Source organism: Vallitalea guaymasensis (assembly GCF_018141425.1).
Lineage (GTDB): Bacteria > Bacillota > Clostridia > Lachnospirales > Vallitaleaceae > Vallitalea > Vallitalea guaymasensis.
In genome coordinates this window covers 2,392,236-2,412,206 of record NZ_CP058561.1, presented here as the reverse complement: position 1 = coordinate 2,412,206, position 19,971 = coordinate 2,392,236, and the positions used below count along the sequence as shown (strand labels likewise).

13 protein-coding genes are annotated in these 19,971 nt (G+C 30.1%); 9 read left to right on the top strand and 4 right to left on the bottom strand.

The window, feature by feature from the left end; genetic code table 11:
• The first annotated feature begins 184 nt into the window (after nt 1-184).
• From HYG85_RS10605 to mmsB, 3 genes are all read left to right on the top strand, one after another.
• Nucleotides 185-1,210: a sugar ABC transporter substrate-binding protein gene (locus tag HYG85_RS10605; RefSeq protein WP_113672944.1), complete on the top strand. Its 1,026-nt coding sequence runs from the start codon at nt 185-187 to the stop codon at nt 1,208-1,210.
• Between the two features lie 128 nt (nt 1,211-1,338).
• Nucleotides 1,339-2,859 carry a xylose ABC transporter ATP-binding protein gene (locus HYG85_RS10600; RefSeq protein WP_113672943.1) on the top strand — a complete coding sequence of 507 codons (1,521 nt, stop codon included), beginning with the start codon at nt 1,339-1,341 and terminating at the stop codon, nt 2,857-2,859.
• 2 nt (nt 2,860-2,861) lie between these two features.
• A complete protein-coding gene (mmsB, locus tag HYG85_RS10595) occupies nt 2,862-4,055 on the top strand; it encodes a multiple monosaccharide ABC transporter permease (RefSeq protein ID WP_212693436.1) in 1,194 nt (397 codons plus the stop codon).
• 61 nt (nt 4,056-4,116) lie between these two features.
• On the opposite strand, the gene HYG85_RS10590 is transcribed toward mmsB, so the two are convergent.
• On the bottom strand, nt 4,117-4,473 hold the full coding sequence (locus HYG85_RS10590) for a winged helix-turn-helix transcriptional regulator (RefSeq protein WP_113672941.1): 357 nt from the start codon (nt 4,471-4,473) through the stop codon (nt 4,117-4,119).
• Between the two features lie 286 nt (nt 4,474-4,759).
• On the opposite strand from HYG85_RS10590, the gene HYG85_RS10585 reads away from it, so the two are divergent.
• Entirely contained in the window at nt 4,760-6,037 is a 1,278-nt protein-coding gene (locus HYG85_RS10585; RefSeq protein ID WP_212693435.1) for an O-acetylhomoserine aminocarboxypropyltransferase/cysteine synthase family protein, read from the top strand.
• A 109-nt stretch (nt 6,038-6,146) separates the two neighbouring features.
• Nucleotides 6,147-7,022 (top strand): DUF3881 family protein, encoded by an 876-nt coding sequence (locus HYG85_RS10580; protein WP_193774493.1) that lies wholly within the window; start codon nt 6,147-6,149, stop codon nt 7,020-7,022.
• Between the two features lie 110 nt (nt 7,023-7,132).
• On the opposite strand, the gene HYG85_RS10575 is transcribed toward HYG85_RS10580, so the two are convergent.
• Entirely contained in the window at nt 7,133-8,200 is a 1,068-nt protein-coding gene (locus tag HYG85_RS10575; protein ID WP_212693434.1) for an acyltransferase, read from the bottom strand.
• 192 nt (nt 8,201-8,392) lie between these two features.
• Here HYG85_RS10575 and uvsE point away from each other — a divergent pair, with 192 nt between their 5' ends.
• Nucleotides 8,393-9,352, top strand: coding sequence for a UV DNA damage repair endonuclease UvsE (gene uvsE / locus HYG85_RS10570; protein ID WP_212693433.1), 960 nt, complete (start codon nt 8,393-8,395; stop codon nt 9,350-9,352).
• 17 nt (nt 9,353-9,369) lie between these two features.
• A complete protein-coding gene (splB, locus tag HYG85_RS10565; RefSeq protein ID WP_330619266.1) occupies nt 9,370-10,380 on the top strand; it encodes a spore photoproduct lyase in 1,011 nt (336 codons plus the stop codon).
• Nucleotides 10,381-10,508: 128 nt separating this feature from the next.
• Here splB and HYG85_RS10560 read toward each other — a convergent pair whose 3' ends face one another.
• Nucleotides 10,509-13,730, bottom strand: coding sequence for an SNF2 helicase associated domain-containing protein (locus HYG85_RS10560; protein WP_212693431.1), 3,222 nt, complete (start codon nt 13,728-13,730; stop codon nt 10,509-10,511).
• A gap of 250 nt (nt 13,731-13,980) precedes the next feature.
• Nucleotides 13,981-16,491, bottom strand: a complete 2,511-nt coding sequence (locus tag HYG85_RS10555; protein WP_212693430.1) for a M28 family metallopeptidase — start codon at nt 16,489-16,491, stop codon at nt 13,981-13,983.
• Nucleotides 16,492-17,174: 683 nt separating this feature from the next.
• On the opposite strand from HYG85_RS10555, the gene pgmB reads away from it, so the two are divergent.
• Together pgmB and HYG85_RS10545 are read left to right on the top strand one after the other, a co-directional pair.
• A complete protein-coding gene (pgmB, locus tag HYG85_RS10550; RefSeq protein ID WP_212693429.1) occupies nt 17,175-17,828 on the top strand; it encodes a beta-phosphoglucomutase in 654 nt (217 codons plus the stop codon).
• Nucleotides 17,829-18,248: 420 nt separating this feature from the next.
• Nucleotides 18,249-18,908, top strand: a complete 660-nt coding sequence (locus HYG85_RS10545; RefSeq protein ID WP_212693428.1) for a hypothetical protein — start codon at nt 18,249-18,251, stop codon at nt 18,906-18,908.
• The last annotated feature ends 1,063 nt before the right edge of the window (nt 18,909-19,971 follow it).

Here is a 19,971-nt window from a genome sequence, read left to right as displayed (position 1 = left end):
AATTATTTAATATTAAAATTTTACTATATGATTAATATATTAAGAATAACACATTAAAATATTTAAGTTATTGATAATTTATTCTAGAGCCTTTTGGGCTCTTTTTTATTACAATGTATGTAGATAAGGTTGATACCTTATAAAACAGTTTTTTAATAACAATTAAAAATAACGGAGGGATTTTATGAGAAAGAAATTTAAGATGATGTCACTTATTATAGGACTTATGATGTTAACTTCACTATTTGCAGGGTGTTCTTCTAAAAAGGATGACAAAATTGTTATAGGTTTATCACTTCCAACACAACAGGAAGAAAGATGGGTAAGAGACAAAGAAAAAATGGAAGCAGTTGCAAAAGAATTAGGAGTAGAGTTAAAAGTTCAAGTTGCCAATAATGACTTGTCACAACAAGATTCACAAGCTAAGAACTTAATAGCTCAAGGAGTAGACGCATTAATAGTAGCTCCTCAAGACGCATCAGCAGCAGCATCAATCGTTGATGAAGCAGCAAAAGAAGGTATCAAGGTAATATCATATGACCGTTTAATAATGAATACAGAAAACATTGACGTATATATATCATTCGATAATGTAAAAGTTGGAGAATTACAAGGTAAATATATCACTGATCTAGTTCCAGAAGGAAATTATTTCTTAATGGCAGGTGCACCAACTGATAACAATGCAACATTATTCAAAGAAGGTGCTATGAAATATATTCAACCACTTGTTGATAGTGGAAAAATCAAAGTTTTAGTTGACCAGCCTGTTGATGACTGGAAACCAGAAAATGCTCTTAAGATAGTAGAGAATGCTCTAACAGCTAACAATAATAAAGTAGATGCAATTTTAGCGCCTAACGATGGTACTGCTGGTGGTGCTGTTCAAGCTTTAGCAGCACAAGGTCTTGACGGAAAAGTGCCTATTACAGGACAAGATGCTGAGCTTGCAGGAGCAATAAGAATCGTTGAAGGTACACAAACTATGACTATCTTCAAAGATACTAGATTATTAGGTGAAGAAGCAATAAAAGCTGCTGTAGCATTAGTTAAAGACGAGAAATTAGAAGAAGCTAATCAAACTGTAAATAATAACTCAGTTGATGTTCCATCTATCTTATTAACACCATTTGCAGTAGATAAAGATAATATAGATGAATTATTGATCGACAGTGGTTACTTGAAAAAAGAAGACGTATACAGAGAATAATATCAATTAATAAGTGCAGAATATGATATCAATATTTATTTGGAATGTTGTTAAAATATGAAATTTTGGAGAAGGGATGACTTATTTCTTCTCCTTAAGAATGTTAGTAAAGAAAGGTGGTGCTTAGCATGAACGACTATATACTTCAGATGGAGGACATAACTAAAGTATTTCCTGGTGTAAAAGCTCTTGATAACGTTAATTTTAAGGTTAAAAGAGGAGAAATTCATGCTTTAGTAGGAGAAAATGGTGCTGGGAAATCCACTTTGATGAAAGTTTTAAGTGGTGTTCATCCATATGGTAGTTACACAGGAAGAATCATGATAGATGGAAAAGAACAAAGATATAATGGCATCAAAGAATCTGAGCACGGTGGAGTAGCTATTATTTATCAAGAACTTGCCCTAGTTAAAGAGATGAATATAGCAGAAAATATCTATCTTGGAAATGAAATAAAGAAAAATGGTATGATAGATTGGAATAAAACAATCTCCAACACTTCCAAGTTATTAAAAGAAGTAGGGTTAGATGATAATCCATTAACTAAGATAATAAAACTTGGAATAGGTAAACAGCAATTAATCGAGATTGCCAAAGCGATATCTAAGAATGTTAATATACTTATCCTAGATGAGCCTACAGCAGCTCTTAATGAGACAGAAAGCGAGAACCTCCTTAACATCATAAGAGAGCTTAAGAGTAAAGGAGTTACATGCATATATATTTCACATAAATTAAATGAAGTAAAAGAAATAGCTGACAATATAACAGTACTAAGAGATGGTCAGACTATATCAACTACGGTTAATGATGATAGTATGACAGAGGATAAGATCATATCTCTAATGGTAGGTAGAGAGTTAACTCAGAGATTCCCAAGAAAAGAGCATAAACCATCAGAACCTATGCTGGAAGTAGAGAACCTGACTGTATATAATCCAGAGATGCCTGATAAAAAGATAATAGACAATATTTCCTTTACAGCTAAAAAAGGAGAGATTTTAGGTATTGCAGGACTTATGGGAGCAGGTAGAACAGAACTTGCCATGAGCTTATTTGGTTCCTATGGTGTAGGTAAAACTGGAACTGTCAAGATTCAAGGTAAAAAAGAGACTATTAATAGCCCTAGAACAGCCATTAGAAAAGGATTATGTTATCTTTCGGAAGATAGAAAGGTAAATGGACTTGTTCTTGGAATGGATATAAAAGAGAATACTACATTAGCTAATCTCCACAAGATCTCAAGACATGGTGTTATCAATCAGAATGAAGAGATTAAGATTACTAATGAATATGTAAAAGCCCTTAAAACAAAAACACCATCAATAGAACAAAAGGTCAGTAACTTAAGTGGAGGTAACCAACAAAAAGTTGTTCTAGCTAAATGGTTAATGGCAGATCCTAAGATTCTAATATTGGATGAGCCTACAAGAGGTATAGACGTAGGGGCTAAATATGAGATATACAATATAATGAACGATTTAGTTGACAAAGGTGTTTCAATTATTATGATTTCATCTGAGCTTCCTGAAATTCTAGGAATGAGTGATAGGATACTCATTATGCACGAAGGTAAATTGACAGGTGAACTTGATTATAAAGATGCATCACAAGAGATAGTAATGCAATATGCAACGGGAGGGATGTAAGCATGTCTAATGAAAATGGAATTATAAGTCTTATTAGATTATCTCTAAAGAAAAATATAAAACAATATACAATGTTCATAGCTTTAATTGGATTAATGATTATATTCACAATACTTACTGGCGGTACATTCATAATGCCAAGGAACTTATCCAACTTGTTTATACAAACATCCTATATAGCGATTCTTGCTTGTGGGGTTGTACTTGTAATTGTTGCAGGTCATATAGATTTGTCTATCGGTTCAGTAGTAGGATTCTTAGGAGCCATAGCAGCTACACTACAAGTTAATCTTCATTACGGAACATTAGTTACTATAATAATAACATTATTTGTAGGTTTACTTATCGGATTATGGCAAGGTTATTGGGTTGCTTACAGGAATGTACCTGCATTCATTGTAACCTTAGCAGGAATGATGATTTTTAAAGGGACACTGTTAGGGGTTACCAACGGGGCAACAATCGCTCCTTTAGATGATAGTTTCAAGGCTCTTGGACAAGGATATATTCCAAACATCGCTTCTCTTAATATAGGTTCTTTATCAATTAATATGACAACGATTATTATAGGTATTATTGCAATCATTATCTATAATGCTTTAGAGCTTAAGAAAAGAGGAGAAAGAAAAAGATATGATTTTGAAACTCTACCAAAGAATCTTCAAATGGTAAAAATGATTGTTGTATCTTTAGCTATAGCTATCTTCTTCGGTATCATGGCATCTTATAAAGGTATACCTTATTCTATAGTATTTGTTTTGGTTGTTGGTATTCTATATACATTTATTACTAAGAATACTACATTTGGACGTCACGTATATGCAATTGGTGGTAATAAGGAAGCTTCTAGATTATCAGGTATCAATATTAAACAGAGAAATCTTTTGATATTTGCATCCATGGGTATATTATCAGCATTGGGAGCTATCATATTTACAGCCAGATTAAATGCGGCAAGTGCTTCAGCTGGAGCAGGACTTGAACTTGAAGTAATAGCATCTGCTATTATTGGTGGAACTAGTACTATGGGTGGAGAAGGAACCATAGTAGGAGCGATAATTGGTGCATTGGTTATGGCAACACTTAATAATGGAATGAGTCTTATGAATGTAGGACCAACATGGCAGTATATTGTTAAAGGACTTATACTATTATTAGCAGTTTGGGTAGACATTTCAACTAAAAAGAAAAACTAGAGTAGTTGTATAAAATAGACTCTGTTTTAGATATGAAGATTCTAAAACAGAGTTTATTTTATTATGATTCCATGTATTTTTTACCCCAATTACATAATTCAGTAAGGATATCTTTTAGTGACAAACCTCTTTTGGTTGGGATATATTCAACTTTTGGAGGAATAGTCGCATAAGCCTTACGTTCTATAAGCCCATCACTTTCAAGCTGCTTTAATTCCAAGGATAGAACTTTATGGCTTATATTTGGTATCGTATTTTTTAACTGACCATATCTAATAGGTTCTTTCTTTATTATGTGCCATAATATTATGGCTCTCCATTTACTCCCAATTACAGTCATAGTAAAACCTATTGAACAAGTAAAATCTTTTTGTCTGTTTTTTTGATTAGGAAATTTTTCTAATGATTGTTTAGCCATTGAATATCACCTTACTTTCAAAATGGTAAGTAACTGATTAAAATGTGCGTACTTGCAATATATTATAATTATTCTATAATATAGTATAAATTATCCTATGTAAAGTATTTCATAGTTATTTTAGTGAAATAGAAGCATATATGTATAAAAATCCTTATATCACTAGAGTGCCAAAAATTACTACGTGGAATATCATCATATACAGGCACTTTGGTAAATTAATATATTGAATTTTTATAATATATACTCTATAATATAAACAATATTTAGACAGGAGGTCATAAAAATGGAGAAAAAATGGAAAATAGAAACAGCGGCTGTGCAAGGTGGATATGCTCCAGGTAATTCTGAACCAAGAGTTCTACCAATATATCAGAGTACCACATATAAATATGATACTTGCGAAGAAGTAGCCAAATTATTTGATTTAGAGGCAGCAGGACATATGTATACAAGAATCAGTAACCCAACAGTTGAGGCGTTGGAGAAAAAGATGGCTATGCTTGAAGGTGGCATTGGTGCTATGGCAACTTCATCAGGACAAGCAGCTACAATGATAGCAGTTATGACCATTTGTACGGCGGGAGATCACTTATTAGCAGCCAGTACTTTATATGGTGGTTCTTTTTCATTACTGAAAACCACACTTAAGAAATTCGGAATAGATGTTACATTTGTCGATCCAGAACTTAGTCTAGAAGAATTGAAGACTTACATAAAACCTAATACAAAAGGCGTTTTTGCTGAAACTATAGGTAATCCTGGTCTTAACATTCTAGATTTTGAGAAGTTTTCAACATTGGCACATGACAATGTTGTTCCATTAATCGTTGATAATACTTTTCCAACACCTTATTTATGCAGACCTATTGAGCATGGAGCAGATATAGTAACTCATTCATGTACTAAATACACAGATGGACATGCTACAAGTGTAGGTGGTATGATTATTGATAGTGGTAAATTCAATTGGGCTAATGGTAAATTCCCAGAAATGACAACTCCAGACGAAAGCTATCATGGTGTTGTGTATGTTAGAGATTTCAAAGAAGCAGCTTACATTACAAAAGCTAGAGTTCAATTATTAAGAGATGTTGGAGCAGCAATGAGTCCATTTAATGCTTTCTTGATGAATTTAGGATTAGAGACATTGCCTCTTAGAATGGAACGTCACAGCCAGAATGCATTAGCAGTAGCAAAATGGCTAGAAGGAAATGATAAGATTTCATGGGTTGTTTATCCAGGACTTGAAAGTCACCCAACTCACGATCTTGCCAAGAAATATCTACCAGATGGTTGCAGTGGAGTTTTAACTTTTGGTGTAAAAGGTGGAACAGAAGCAGGAGAGAAACTTATTGATAATCTGAATCTGATAGCATTGGTTGTTCATGTAGCAGATGCCAGATCTTGTGTATTACATCCAGCTAGTACTACCCATAGACAATTATCGGAAGAAGAACAGATTGCTTCAGGTGTTAAACCTGATTTGATTAGATTTTCAGTAGGTCTTGAAAATATTGATGATATTATTGATGACCTTGCCAATGCACTAGAACAAATATAATTTTCATTATATAAAATTTATAGCTAGACAATTACTATATGTAATGTTACTATAATTCTACATATAATTATAGATTATGAGTTTAGTATGTAGAAGAGTGGTGAATAATATGGAGCAATATTTGAGTGCAGTTGGGTTTAAGAAACTCGAAGAAACCAAACAGATGAAAGATGTAATACAGCAGATAATTAATGACCCTACAGAGAAATATATATCTAACTATGGTGAAGATAAGATAAAAGTTGAGCTCTTAAAAGAATATAGTGATGAATTAGGTATAATAGTTAGAGGCGAATTAGATGAAAAAGAAGAATTAAAGGTTTTTTCTATTATTCCATATAAAAAAGGTAACTTGACTATGGACATCGATGAAGTTGATGTAATATATTCAAATAATAGCAAAGATGATTATTATGTATATTTTGAAGATATTAAGACTGGTAATCCCATAACATTTTTTCTTCAAAATGTAGTTGATTACTTAGATATTGATGAAGACGAAGATGCATATGTGGAAAACATAAGATTAATAGCATTGTCGAATGAGGGAACAGTGATATTCCCTATCAATAAAGATGAAGTGGACAAGAACCTTGAACAGGAAGAAGAACAATGGAGAGCTAATCTGCTGGAATTGGCTAGAGAAGGCGATGAAGAAGCAATTCAATTATTGGAGATTGATGCAGAGCAGTCAGCTGAGCTTTTTAAAGTCCGTACAAAGCATGAAGACCTGCTCACTATACTAGAAGGATATTTCATACCCTATGGACTTAATGATGCAGAGTATTCAATACTTGGAACAATAGAAGATTTTTGTGTTGAGACTAATGCTCTTACAAAAGAAGAAGTATATATTATGGATGTAATGTGTCTGAACTTCAAATTACAAGTGTGTATCAATAAAAAAGATTTGATTGGGATTCCTTCAATAGGTATGAGATATAAAGGAATATGTTATGTACAAGGACATGTAGAATTCAGTTAAGATGCATGAAAAAATCTATCAATTAGACAATATAAAAATAATGTGCCAATCGTTTATTAACGGTTGGCATTATTTTTATGTAATAATCTATTGTTTTAGTAGAAAATTTTTTAAGAAACTTTCAAACGATCTTCATCAATAGGATTAGATAGCCTAATTTTCTTGGTTTTATTTCTGTTAAGGAAGGTTCGAATAATAGCCATTAATTGACAGAAGTAGTAAGTTGCTATGGCTGTAACAATGAAAAGTAAAACCATACCTAAAAAGCCGTTGTATAATGATGTAAAGCCGATGATTTTTGTATAAGATGTAACTAACGATATAATTAACATGTGACTGAGATAGAAGTCGAATGATAGGTTACTTAAAAGATGTATTCGTTTAGATTTACTTTCTAATTCTAATTTACTAAAACATCCATAGAGAAGATAGAAACTTGTCATACTATATAACATAACAGTTGGCTTAACAGAATACATATAGGTATTTGTTAATTTACTATCTGTAATAAGAATGGCAAAGCTTACTAACCAACCAAATAGTATATAAGAGCTTTTAATGTTTAGCAATTTGGATTTATGAGATGCGAAATATATACCAAATACAAAATAAAACAGCCAGGTAGGCAGTAAAATATAATTATACTTAATTAAATTATAAGGTAATATACTAATACCTAATTTATAGAGAAAAGTACCTCCTTGAAAGTATAGGGATATTATACCTGATACGATTAATGTAGGTATACCTTTTCTATAATCAAACAATCTCTTAAGGAGTGGATAGATAATATATAGCTGTATAATGATTACTAGAAAATATAAGTGATTATATCCAGTTAGAATAATATTCATATAGTCAAGAGTCAGTAAGGTACTTAAATGATGACGATTATTATAAATAACATAGATTGCAAGCCATATTACATAAGGAATAATAATCTTTTTTAAATGTTGTATATAAAAATTAAGAAGAGTAGAATTAATCTTGTCCTTAGTATCTGTATAGTGTAGAAAGTAACCTGACATAATAATAAAAATAGGTACACAATATCTAAAAAATTGATTAATGATATAAGTAAATTCATGATTCATATAGCGAGCAGTTATGTGGATTCCTAGTACAGATAATGCGCAAATAATTCGTAATAAACCAAAATTCAATAAGAATTTTTTCATAGTATATCCTCCAAACAGTATATAAAAAAATATAATTAACATATATAATAATAACAAACATACAAGCGTTATGCAATTAAGAATAAAGATATTAAGTAATTGATATGTTTTTTATATTAATAATAAGCCTATTTTGTATAAAAAAATATTTAATAAGGATAATAATATTGTATAGATGAGGAGGATAATGAAATGAAGTGTAGATTAGGATATGTTTCTCTGGCGCTGGATTTAGAAAAGGTTACATCATCGAGTGTTGTTACTTATAGACATTATAAAAGCCTTACTTCAGAGCAGAAAATCAATAAATTAAAAAAGGTTACTTTATCTAATTTACAGGATCTTGAGAAAATATTAAATTACAACGCAGAAAATGATATTCATTTTTATCGTTTAACATCTAATTTAGTACCCTTGGCTACACATCCTGATGTCGTTGATTGGGATTATAGAAAATTCTTCAGTATAGATTTTGAATATATCGGTAAGTTAATAAAGAAATATGATATGAGGGTTGATCTACATGCAGATCAATTCAATGTAATTAACAGTACCAATAAAGATATAGTGGAAAAGACAATAACAAATCTATATTTTCTAGCAATGATACTGGAGGATATTGGTTTATCCAATGGAAAAATAATTATACATGTAGGTAGTTCTATGGGAGGTAAAAAAGAGTCTATCAATAGGTTCAAAACTAATTTTAAACATTTTCCAAAGATAGTTACTAATAAGATAATTATTGAAAACGATGATAAGATTTTTAATATCATTGATGTTCTTAAGCTATGTAATGAATTGAAAGTACCTATGGTTTTGGATGCTCATCATTATCGCTGTAATAATGAAGGAGAAAATCTTTATGAATATATAGGAGATATCTTTGATACTTGGAATAATGATGTATGGCTCCCTAAGATTCATTATTCTAGCGGCAGGGATAGTGAACTGGACAGAAAACATTCTGATTATATTTTTGCTAAGGAGTTCATAGATTTTGTGGAGCAAGTAAGAAATGTACAAAATAGGGATTTTGATATAATGCTGGAATCCAAGAAGAAAGAAATTGCTTTGTTTAAGTTAATGGAAGACATAAAAGAATTGAAGAAGGACTGGAGTTATATAGATAAAACAACATTTGAATTGTAGAGGTGATAGGTATGTTCATGCCAAAGAGAGTTTTAATAGAGAAGGATGCTTTGAATTATCCTTTGGGAGAAAAGCTATATAAGGAATTTCAGGATAAGGATATTGAGCTTATTATGTTGGAAACTACTAGAACCAAAGGGATACCAGGTACAACCAAGGAAGAAAAATATAGTCATGGGAAAAATACTCTTGTAGTTGGAGTAAAGAAGAGTCTGACCTTTCAGACATGTAAACCTTCTGCCCATTATCAATTACCCCTTGTAACAGGTTGTATGGGACAGTGTGAGTATTGTTATCTTAATACTCAATTAGGTGATAAACCATATACAAGAATATATGTAAACCTAGATGAAATATTAGACAGGGCCAAGAAATATATGAATGAAAGAAATGGAGAAGTTACAATTTTTGAAGGTGCAGCAACATCGGACCCTCTACCAGTAGAGCCTTATACACATGCCCTTAATAAAACCATAGAATTCTTTGCAAAAGAAGAACTGGGAAGATTCCGTTTTGTTACAAAATTCACTAATGTAGAAGATATAGTAGGTGCCAAGCATAATGGACATACAACTGTCAGGTTCAGTATCAATACCGATAAAGTCATCAACAGTTATGAACATAGAACTCCTAGCATGAGAAACAGAATTGAAGCAGCTTACAAGGTATTGAATGCAGACTATCCTATTGGCTTCATAATCGCACCGGTATTTGTATATGATGGGTGGAAAGAAGAGTATAAAATGTTGATAAGAGATTTAAATAATAAGTTAGATGTGGATAAACATAAAAATATCAGCTTTGAGATAATATCCCATAGGTATACAACTAAAGCAAAAAATATAATTAACGAGATATTTCCAGAGACTTCATTACCAATGACCGATGAGGAAAGAACATTCAAATATGGTCAATTCGGTTACGGTAAATATGTTTATAATAAAGACCAGTTATCAGAGATGAAAGATTTTTTTAAGGAACAGTTAGGAACATATTTTTCGGATAGTGAGATTAAATATATAATTTAATAATTATTTATTAAGGGCTTTCTCATGATACATTAATTCCTATCCTCTAAAAAGTATAGCTTATAGAGGATAAGTGCCATGTATAATGGGGAAGCCCTTTTGATCTGTAGGTAACAGATATAATCATATCATAAGTCAAATAATGATTTTATCTCATCTTCACTTAACTTAGTCAACATTGTCTCACCTGGTTTTATAATAGAATCAATCATTGATTTTTTCTTTTGCTGTAACTGATATATACGTTCCTCTATTGTTCCAGCGGTTATCAATTTGAAGACTTGGACAGATTTATCCTGTCCTATCCTATATGCTCTATCAGTTGCTTGATCCTCTACAGCTGGATTCCACCAAGGGTCATAATGAATAACCATATCAGCTCCGGTCAGGTTAAGTCCTGTTCCACCAGCTTTTAAAGATATAAGGAAAACGCTGGTATCCCCATCATTGAAATCATTCACCATGTCTCTACGTTCTTCGGATTTGGTTGAGCCATCTAAGTAGTAATTAGAGATTTCATTATTATCCAATGAATCTTTTATTATACCAAGCATACTTGTAAAACTAGAGAATAATAGTATTCTATGTCCGCTATCTACGGCATCGGTCACTAACTCTAGTAATAATTGCAATTTACCGCTATCACCCTTATAATCTTCTATGAATGTAGAAGGGTGGCAGCATATTTGTCTTAGCCTTGTGAGAGCTGCTAATATCTTCATTTTGCTTTTATTAAAACCTTTGTCAGTAATTTCTTGGGCTATTTCTTTTTTAGTTTTTTGTAAATATGCTAGATATATTTTTTTCTGGTTTTCAGTTAAATCTGTAGACATTTTCGTTTCTATTTTAGGGGGGAGTTCAGTCAATACATCTGTTTTTAGTCTCCTAAGGATAAATGGTTTTATCTGATTGTTTAATTGATTTAGAGCTTCTTCATCACTGTTCTTAATAATTGGTCGTTCATAATTGGATGTGAATTTCCTGTTGCTCAATAGATAACCTGGTAATATAAAATCAAAGATTGACCATAATTCCATTAAAGAATTTTCTATAGGTGTACCTGTCAGGGCAAACCTAACTTTTGAAGGTATCAATTTTACAGCTTTCGCATTCAATGAGTTAGGATTCTTTATATGTTGTGCTTCATCAATAAAACAGTACTCGAATAAATAATTAGTGTAATCTTCTATATCTCTTTTTAATAACCCGTAGGAGGTTATTATAACGTCATTATCATTGATTTCTTTGAAATATTCTTGTCTATCTTTTCTGTTTCCAGTTAGTATCAGAACATTCAAGTCTGGTGCGAATTTCTTTATTTCATCTGCCCAGTTATATACTAGAGATGTAGGGGCTACAACTAATGAAGGATTCTGGCTTTCAGTTGATTTTATTAGTGCGATTGATTGTATAGTTTTACCAAGTCCCATATCATCAGCAAGGATTCCTCCAAAACCATAGTAGGCTAAGGATTTCAGCCACATGAATCCAAACTTTTGGTAATCCCTAAGTATTTTTTCCAGGGTGCTAGGTGGAGTGAATTCCATATCTACTGGTTCCGTTATATTTTTTACCAGCTTATTAAAACCTTCATTACGATTGAAAATGCTGATGTTTTTTTCTTTCAACAGAGTATCAAGATAGAAAGCTCTATATTTAGGTACCTTGATTATTTCATTTTTAAAATCTTTAGAAGATAGATTGAGTCCATTAATAACTGTAGATAGATTTATTGCTTCTTGGTTTTCTAGAGGCAGGAAACCTCCATTTTTTAATTTGTAGTATCGTTTCTTTTCTTTTAGTGATTTCATTATGGAAACAAGTTCATCTTGTTCTATGCCCTCAATGCTGAAAGATATTTCAAGCATGTTAGATTCTTCACTTAATCTAATTCCACCTTGCATGTCGTATTCTTCTTTGATATGAATATTTTTAAAATTCTCAGAGTAGTATATTGTAGCCAGTTGCTGTAATTTGGGCAAATAGTAATAGATGAAATCATATAAGTTACTTTCATCTTCTATAGTAAAAAAATCATCTTCTTCTGATTTCACACAGGAAGCTTCCTTCAAAAGTGATAATATGATTGCTTCCTTTTTGATATCTTGGACTAATATTATATCTTTTGGTATATCTGGTTTTTGTTCAGGTATAATACCTATCTTGTAATCACCATAATTAAAGTTGATAGTACCTTTTACAGTATCAAAATATTTGTCCAGATAGATTTCACAGGAAAAGTCTCCGGAGTATAGTTTATCTGATATTTCTGAGTCCATATGAACTGTTCCAAGTTCTTTTAGGACCGGTAATATGGTTGATACGAATTTGTGTTTATAATTGATACTCAGCTCTATTGATTTGGTTTTATTATTAAAGGTTTTGTCAATAACATGAAATAGTTGCTGTTTTTCTGGTGATAACTTATAAACATTATTGTCATAGAAAACATATTTGCAATCCGTGGTTAATCTAAAAAAGTTCTGATTATTTTTTATAGTGATGACGATACTATTAGAAGATTTTTTTACGTCAAATTTCATATCTATATCAGTTAGTATTTTGCAATTTCTATATATGATATCATTATAATTAATGTTAAAATTTCTATTTTCCAATATGGATAGGGTTTTTTTGATGTAGGTTTCAGGCAGGGCTATATTATTTTTATAGCCAGTAAAACTGCTTCTATAGCCTGCATCTTTATTGATGAATTTCTCAGTTTCATAATAGTCACCTATGGTGTTTATGAATTTGTCATCACAATCGTTGAAGTAATGATTATTAGTGTCGAAAACAAATTCTTTTCCATATGTGATACTTCCACCAGTCTTATATTTTTTGTATAGTTCATTGAAATTCTTGAGGGTATATAGTCTTTTATCTCCAATTCTCAGATTATAAGATGATGAATAATAGTTATTATAGATGCTTATTGGAAAAAAGGTGATTTCAATATTGACAGGAGTTTTTTTAATAGCCTTGCTTGTCCTGCCTATCATAGCTTTCGAGAAATTTTCAATTACATTGTCATAGGAATTATTTATATAATTCTTATTGAATTCATCCTGTCTGTATAAAATAGTCAATAAAGCAGCTATTATATGTTTACAGGCACCATAATATTTTTGGAATGCTTTACAATTACATTCCATATAATTGAGCTTACCGTTATTATGGTCGAATTCCAGCAGAACATTATATAAGTCGGTTCCCTTGACTTTTATGTCAAAGAAATCAGTATAAAAGTTTATATCCTCTACATGACCTTTATTGTAATATTTTACACCCTTCATGAAAGTCTTATCATTACATAATCTACGTATATCATCAAGAGAAAATTGAATCATAAATTTCACCTACTTAAAACTAATTCCAATTGTTATATTAGTCCATATTGAGTAATTTTGCGTTATCTATTATTATAACAAAAATGTGTTGCAGTTAAAAGGATTTTAGTCCGTATTTCTCAATTTTATAAATATTAAAAGAAATTTGGAGTGATATCATTTATATCTATAAAAAAACAAGGAAATAGATTATTTTGTAAGCTATCTCCTTGTACTATATCAGAGTTTTTTTATTATAGAAAGATTGTTGTTATGCTGATTTTTTCAATGTTTCCAATGATTTATATATTGTACCATCATTGGTTATTATGAAATCATATATAATATCAGTAACTTGTTCTATTTGGAAGTAATCTATTATGTCTATAGTATCTTCTTTGGTATGTATTTTAGTAGTACCATTTTCACCAAATACATCTTTTTGTCCTAGAGTGATTCCTGGTATATTATATTTATTAAACAATCTGTGGTCGCTTCCACCATAGGTTTCATCTAGTACAAGTAAACCGTTATATCTAAAAGAGTTGGATATAGATTCTTTTAGAGTTGTATTTAAATTTGATTCCTCAAACATACCATTCATACAAATTAGACCACCATCACTTTTGCCGATAGTATCAATATTGATATCATAGAATTCATCATATTTATTCCTCATATCCAATACAAAATCTTCGGTACAAGATAATAAAGAATCTTCACCGTTGAATGCAGCTATGATTATATCTGTTTCAAAAGGTTGTTCTTTGGAACGCTCTTGTAATCTTTTGGCTAATTCCAGAATAGTTGTTATTCCTGATCCGTTGTCTACTGCTCCGCAGAATATAGTATCTCCTGCCCAACCAACATGATCCAAATGTGCAGATAATACTACGGCTTTAGTTGAATCAATACCTTTTATCTTACCGACAACACTTTTAATATTAGCTTTTTTAGTATTATATGATAACTGTAAATCAACAGTAGTTATATCTTTAGTTTTTAGATCATTATATAGTTTATTAGATACTTGTATATAGTTTGTTGGTTCAGCAAATAGTTTGGTTATTCTAAACATGCTGTCAGCTTGTTGAAAAATAGCTTTTGCTTTGATTTCCCATCTTGAAGTAGTATCATTTTTATCTATTACAAGAATCTTATTTTCAATATCACTGTCTTCCTTATCAAATGTTATGGTGGTATTTATATTAGTAGCTATGAGAGAGGGATAATCTATATAGTCTTTGCCATATTTGTAGGTTTTACTTGTACCATCTGCAAAGGAAATCTCTAAATTAGCTGTTTGTTCATCTGGGTTGAATACTGTTTGGATAGTATCGTGGTAATAATCTTCATCATATGTATCTAATCCTATTTCTTCATAGAAATCAGTAATGTATTCAACAGTTTTTTCATTACCTTCGGTTCCAGGAAGTCTGCCCATGAACTCAGGTGATGCTATAGTTTCCATAGTTTTTTTGAAAGTAGTTTCAGGTTTGAAAACAACACCATCATTTTTGATTATGAAGTCAAATAATGTATTGGTTATCTTCTTGATTTGGTTGAAGTCAATTGTATCTATAGTATCATATTTTGTATGTATGGAAGTTGTATTATTTTCTCCAAGTACATCTTTTTGGCCAAGAGTTACAGCGGGTATCTTATTATGAAGAAAATAATAATGGTCACTAATGCCATAGAATTCATTAAGCAACTCAATATGGTTATCATTAAAACAATTCAGTAATGATTGTTTTAATGACTTATTAACATATTGTTCCTTATAATAACCATTTATTGTAAGACTGCCACCATCAATTTTACCTATGGTATCTATGTTAATATTATAAATATCATCATATTGTTCTTTTATGGCAGGAACAAAATCACAGCTGCAGTCCAGCCCAGATTCTTCTGCATTAAAAGCAGCAATAATAATATCCATATCAAAAGGTCTATGCTCTGAACGATGTTTTAATTTTCTAGCTAGTTCAAGTATTGCTGAAATACCTGAAGCGTTGTCTGATGCACCGCAAAATATGGTATCACCTGCCCAGCCTATATGGTCTAGATGTGCAGATAATACTAATGCTTTTGATGAGTCGGTTCCAGAAATTTTACCAATAACACTTTTTACTTTTGACTCGTTAGGAACATATTTATTGTGAAATTTAATATAATCAATATTTTTGGTTTGCAAATCAGTATATAAGTTCTCTGTTATTTGAACTGTAGGTGAGGGCAAAGGATTAACTCTTATATTTTTTCTAAGCGTATCCACTTTCATAAAAGTTCCTTTATTTTCAATGCTCTTGATTCTTCTATCAACAACAAAAATTTTATTTTTCATATCTGGGTCATTAATATCAAAGGTAATATCAGATTGTATATTTGCTTCTTTTAGCATAGGAGAATCTAAATAATCTTCACCATATGTATAGACTTTACTAGTACCATCTTTGAAAACTGCTTCAAGATGATGGATTTGCTGGTCAGGGGGATAGATTGTAACATCATTTTCAAAATAATAATCTTCATCATATTTTTCGAGATCTATATTATTATAGAAATCTGTTATGTAATTGATTGTTTTCTCATTGCCTTCAGTGCCTACAAGTCTACCCATGAATTCTTCAGAAGCAAGAGTTTCTATAGTTTCTCTAATTGTATTTTTGCCATGATGATTTGAATGAGCTAATGATGGTTGTAATGCAGGTATTATTAGATAAGCCAATAGAACAAGTGTCATAATTTTTGCTGGAACAGTTATTTTTTTTCTCATGTTTGTCCTCCTATCATTGCATGAAATTGATTTTAATTATTACTAATAGTCAGTAAGATATAAAGTCCTGATTATTAAAAGTTAAGTATGAGCATAATTACGTATATTGGAGTGAATGTAATGTAAACTAATGAGTATAATATAAGATATAATAAGAGTAATCTAGAGTTATAATAAGTCTGTTTGTTTAAGATAAACAATCATGTAGAAAAATATAGGGTATAAGCCCTATATTTCGATGAATTGTTGCAAGTTATTGATAGTAAATATATAGTTAATTGTTGTAAATATCATTATAACATATAAATCTACATAATAGTATATTTTTATATAAAAAAATGGTTAAATTTTGTAATACTATAATTTTACCAACTATTGTCCATATATATTTATTAATTACTACCAATTCTTGTAATATATATTGTACTGAATAAGTATTTTTTGCTATTTTTCTTTTGGTTTATGAGGTATAATCTTAAAACATTTTTCTTATAGGTATAAATATTGGATACTGTAAGATTTTGTTATATAAAAAATGGGAAAACTTAAAATATAAAATATTGAATGTTTTGAGTATATAGTGTATACTTTACACTACTATAGCAAAGTTCTATTTTAAAATTCTAATGGGATATACCCGTTCCAGTATTCAAAAAGATAATTACGTAAAGGTGGTCGACTAAATGAATAATAAATACAAGTTATTTATATTTGATATGGATGGTGTTATTACTGAGACAAGTGAACAACACTATCAAGCTTGGAAACAGCTTGCCAACGAGATAGGCATAGAAATTGATAGAAAATTTAACGAGAAGTTAAAAGGTGTTTCAAGAATAGAATCTCTTGAAAGAATACTTGAATATGCTAATAAAGCTAATGATTTTACAGAGGACGAAAAGTTAGAATTAGCAACAAGAAAAAATGAAAATTATAAAGAAATGATACTTAAGTTCACAGAGGAAAACCTTTTTGAAGGAGTAAAAGACCTATTTGATGAGCTTAAAAAGAGAAACATCAAGATTGCAATAGGAAGTGCTTCTAAGAATGCACCTACTTTAGTAAGGTTATTAGGAATTGAAAATGATATTGATTATATTGTTAATCCAGCTGAAGTTAAAAGAGGTAAGCCAGCACCAGATATTTTCCTAAAAGCAGCAGAACATTTGGGCGTAGATATATCAGAATGTATAGGTGTTGAAGATGCTGAAGCAGGAATAGAAGCCATAAAATCAGCAGGTATGTTTGCAGTTGGTATAGGCGATAGCAAGGTTCTTAATAAAGCTGATATTGTTTATGGAGAAACAAAAGATATTAAACTTGAAGATCTTATGTAGATGTTTTTAAATATTAGGTTATTAAGAAACGTATAAGAAAACCAATAGCATTTAGTTAAAAAAATTGTAAAGAGTTTTGTTCTTAAAAATAGAACAAGGCTCTTTTTTTCTGGGATAATTGAAAAAATACTTGACAAATCATGATGAAAATATGTGTGTGTTGAATTTATTTAATTAATGATAAATGATATATTAAGTAATTTTATAAAGCTGTATTAGTGTTTTGATTACAATTAAACGTAATTGTTTTTGTCGAACTTTACATTTATAATACGACAGAATTTTCAGAATTGTTATGTTATACTGTTGTTGTTTTCGATCGAAACAACAAATAAAAATGTGTAGTGTAGAGCAACTAATGAAAAATAAAATTAAAAAAATAAGATACTGTTCTACCTAAAAAAGAAAGGATGAAACAAAATGAAAAAAATTATATCAAAAAAATTTATTGCATTTTTAATGGTAGGAGGAATGTTAATGTCAAATATGTCAGTATTTGCAAGTACATTACCTGCACCTATTAATGAGGTACCATCAGTAGTAGCAGATAAAGATATTTCAATGAAAAATACAGTTGTTAAAGATTATTCTGGCTTTGGTGAAATTCTTAGTATACGACAAGGATCTAGAGCACTTTTAGTTACTATAAAAAATCAATATGATTCTAGACTTTACACTTTAATTATTGGTGATAAAACACAAGTAAGTGATAGTATAAGTGGTAAAAAACTTGAAGGAGCAGATTTGAAGGTTGGGAACTATGTATACACAGAATACAGTAGAAAGATGACAATGTCTATTCCACCACAAACACTTGCTTCTAAAGTTGAAGTAGTAGATGGTTATATTGTTTCATATGGCATAGTAGAAAAAGTAAAAGATGGAGTAATTATAGTTAACAATGGAATTATGGGTGATATTCATTTGAATTTATTGGAAAATGCAGTAATTGAAAATGAAGCTGGTGAGGAATTATCAATAAGTGATATTAATTCAGGAGATAGAATTAGAATCTACCATTCTCAAATAATGCTTTTGATGTTACCAGTTACATACCAAACTATTAAGATAGTAAAATAACACTACTTTTCAAGTTATTACGTCATAATATAGAGCTAAATTATGATTATATAATTATACAAGGTATAAACGCTAGAATATTAGTGTTTATACCTTTCTTAGTGGGAATCTATATAGAGTTATAGTTAAAGTTTTACTCTATTATTTACTATCTATTGGATTTTTAGTATGATACCGTATTGATTTATTGGTTTTCAATATTTTAAGGTAATAGTATAGTAGGTGAATTGGTATGTAAAAACTATTAACATATGTACCATTTACTTAAGTATATGAATAATAACTGGATATAAAGCACAATTACATGTAATAAAAATACTATTGTTTTGTTGATTATTAATATATAATTCATAGTCTCTAAATGTAAATTACAGCAACTGGATTAATAATCCTTGTAACATGTATAATTTGTATTGTTATTATAAATCGTACAATGGTTTTAGTGGTTAATGAGAATTTTATATATGTTAGTGTAGACATTAGAAGTTTAATACTGGGAGCTAATAATTTTTAAGTGATGAATTTAGTAATATTGTAAAATTAAATAATAAACGATTATATTTGTATTGTTATATAGAATTAAAATAATAAAAGACAAAAGAAATAAGTGAAATATTACTATGAAAAATGGTATGAAATTATCCTTTTCTAAACTAAACAGATATTTTTTCGCAATATAAGAAAGCTAGATATAGTATATATAAACATGGATATTCTGTTTAATTACTATGTGCTATAAATAGAAGCGGTTGTATAATACGTTATCTCTCCTAAAAATTGGTATGTCAAATACTCTAGTCATATATAAAATGAAATCAGATAATTAATAGGCTGAAAAATAAATAATATTAAATCAATATATTATATAAATATAAGTGAAATTTTAATGGGTAATAATTACTCCGATTAATTAAAATCAGTAGATATTATATTTATAATTACCTGTAAAAGTAATGTTTTATCACTATTAAAGCAATAGTAAGCTATCTATTAATAGGATTTTTATAAGATAATATGGAATTGACCATAGATTAATATTATGATATACTGACAGCTATTGGTT

Coding starts and splice junctions, on each gene's coding strand:
- HYG85_RS10605 (WP_113672944.1), top strand. CDS start 185: ATGAGAAAGAAATTTAAGATGATGTCACTTATTATAGGACTTATGATG.
- HYG85_RS10600 (WP_113672943.1), top strand. CDS start 1,339: ATGAACGACTATATACTTCAGATGGAGGACATAACTAAAGTATTTCCT.
- mmsB (WP_212693436.1), top strand. CDS start 2,862: ATGTCTAATGAAAATGGAATTATAAGTCTTATTAGATTATCTCTAAAG.
- HYG85_RS10590 (WP_113672941.1), bottom strand. CDS start 4,473: ATGGCTAAACAATCATTAGAAAAATTTCCTAATCAAAAAAACAGACAA.
- HYG85_RS10585 (WP_212693435.1), top strand. CDS start 4,760: ATGGAGAAAAAATGGAAAATAGAAACAGCGGCTGTGCAAGGTGGATAT.
- HYG85_RS10580 (WP_193774493.1), top strand. CDS start 6,147: ATGGAGCAATATTTGAGTGCAGTTGGGTTTAAGAAACTCGAAGAAACC.
- HYG85_RS10575 (WP_212693434.1), bottom strand. CDS start 8,200: ATGAAAAAATTCTTATTGAATTTTGGTTTATTACGAATTATTTGCGCA.
- uvsE (WP_212693433.1), top strand. CDS start 8,393: ATGAAGTGTAGATTAGGATATGTTTCTCTGGCGCTGGATTTAGAAAAG.
- splB (WP_330619266.1), top strand. CDS start 9,370: ATGCCAAAGAGAGTTTTAATAGAGAAGGATGCTTTGAATTATCCTTTG.
- HYG85_RS10560 (WP_212693431.1), bottom strand. CDS start 13,730: ATGATTCAATTTTCTCTTGATGATATACGTAGATTATGTAATGATAAG.
- HYG85_RS10555 (WP_212693430.1), bottom strand. CDS start 16,491: ATGAGAAAAAAAATAACTGTTCCAGCAAAAATTATGACACTTGTTCTA.
- pgmB (WP_212693429.1), top strand. CDS start 17,175: ATGAATAATAAATACAAGTTATTTATATTTGATATGGATGGTGTTATT.
- HYG85_RS10545 (WP_212693428.1), top strand. CDS start 18,249: ATGAAAAAAATTATATCAAAAAAATTTATTGCATTTTTAATGGTAGGA.